Source organism: Alloprevotella sp. OH1205_COT-284 (assembly GCF_003859795.1).
In the GTDB taxonomy this organism is placed as follows: domain Bacteria; phylum Bacteroidota; class Bacteroidia; order Bacteroidales; family Bacteroidaceae; genus Alloprevotella.
In genome coordinates, this window is sequence record NZ_RQYI01000054.1 from 1 (window position 1) to 1,466 (window position 1,466).

Sequence of the window (1,466 nt, forward strand, 5' to 3'; positions counted from 1 at the left end):
ATTAGCTATATATAAAGGACTTTGAAAAAAGCATTTTAGCGAAATTCTTATTCGTTTATACCTCCATCACTCCAAATTCCGGATGAACCTTAAAAAAGTCGATCCCCCATAGAAACGGTAATGTCCGATCTTGGTTCATCGTAAGCCCTATTATTCTTGATTTGCTATTTTATTTCAGATACTGTCCTATAAAAGTGTGTAAGCTCCCAAGTTCTTAAATTTGTGATGTCTTTAAAAATGAAACTAAGAACAATGGAGGTTACGATGCAACAAAGATCGGAACTAATTTCCGAAATGGCCTATAGCGAGGCTGGTTTTAATGAGTTGATGCGTGTTTTGTTGGATGGCTTTTCCAAACAGGAGCGTTCTCTCTTTCTTCAAGAATATCCAGGGGAGAAGGGCAATGGCTTTCGTCCTCGCCGTTGGCGGGGCTATGGTTGTAGCTTCCAACTTCGCATCCCTCGCACGCGTTCCGGTGCTTTTCAGCCTCTCATCCTTGGAATTTTATCCTCCCAGGAGAGTGAGCGTGCTCTTCTCTTTCACGAGTTGTATGCTCGTGGTCTTTCCTGCGAGAATATTGCTGAAGTTTGCGAGCGTATTTATGGGCATCATTACAGCAAACAGCAGGTAAGTCATTTGGCAGGCGCCTGTTATGAAGAGATTAACGAGTGGCTTTCTCGTCGTCTTTCTCCTCGCTATTTAGCGGTCTATATTGATGCCACCTTTTGCTCCACGCGTCGCGATGGGAGTGTATGGAAGGAAGCCTACTATACGATGCTGGGACTTCTACCCGATGGTAGTCGTGAGGTACTCACGGTGGTGAATCATCCCACGGAGGGAGCGATAGCCCGGGAGATGGAGTTGCAGGCGCTCAAAGAGAGAGGAGTAGAGCAGATAGACCTCATCGTATCTGATGCTTTGAGTGGGATAGAGAATGCTATTTGTTCGACTTTTCCCACGGCCTTACATCAACTTTGTGTGGTTCATCTCAAGCGTCAGATCTTGAACACGGTTTCTGCGAAGGATAAGGCAAAGATGAGCCAGGAGTTGACAGAACTCTTTCCCGTGGAGAAGACGAACTTGACTCCCCTTGCTGCCTATGAGAATTTGTGTATCTTTGCGCAGCGTTGGGGCAGAAACTCCCCAAGTCTTGCGCGCTTAGGCAGGGAAAGGAATGCTGCCTATTTCACCTATTTGCGCTTCCCAGAGGAGCTGCGACGTATGATTTACTCGACCAATTGGGTGGAGCGTCTCAATCGCAGTTACAAGCGTACTTTACTTATGCGTGGGGCGATGCCTTCGGCTGCTTCTGTGGTTTATCTCTTGGGGGCTGTGGCCAAAGAGAAAAGTGAAGGTACGTATGCCAGAAGGTTGCCCTATTTCAGAGGATGGACGATAAGATAAAACGATAATCATAAAATCGACACCACAAATTTCCTCCCCCGCTTGGGGTACCCCAAGCGGGG

The 1,466-nt window shown here is 46.8% G+C and carries 1 protein-coding gene; it reads left to right on the top strand.

The window, feature by feature from the left end; genetic code table 11:
- The first annotated feature begins 252 nt into the window (after positions 1–252).
- Complete coding sequence (locus EII14_RS08975; protein ID WP_124932184.1) at positions 253–1,404, top strand: IS256 family transposase; 1,152 nt, start codon at positions 253–255, stop codon at positions 1,402–1,404.
- Positions 1,405–1,466 lie beyond the last annotated feature (62 nt).

Bases quoted from the DNA above. Each gene is read 5' to 3' on its own strand.
- EII14_RS08975 (WP_124932184.1), top strand. From the start codon at position 253: ATGGAGGTTACGATGCAACAAAGATCGGAACTAATTTCCGAAATGGCC.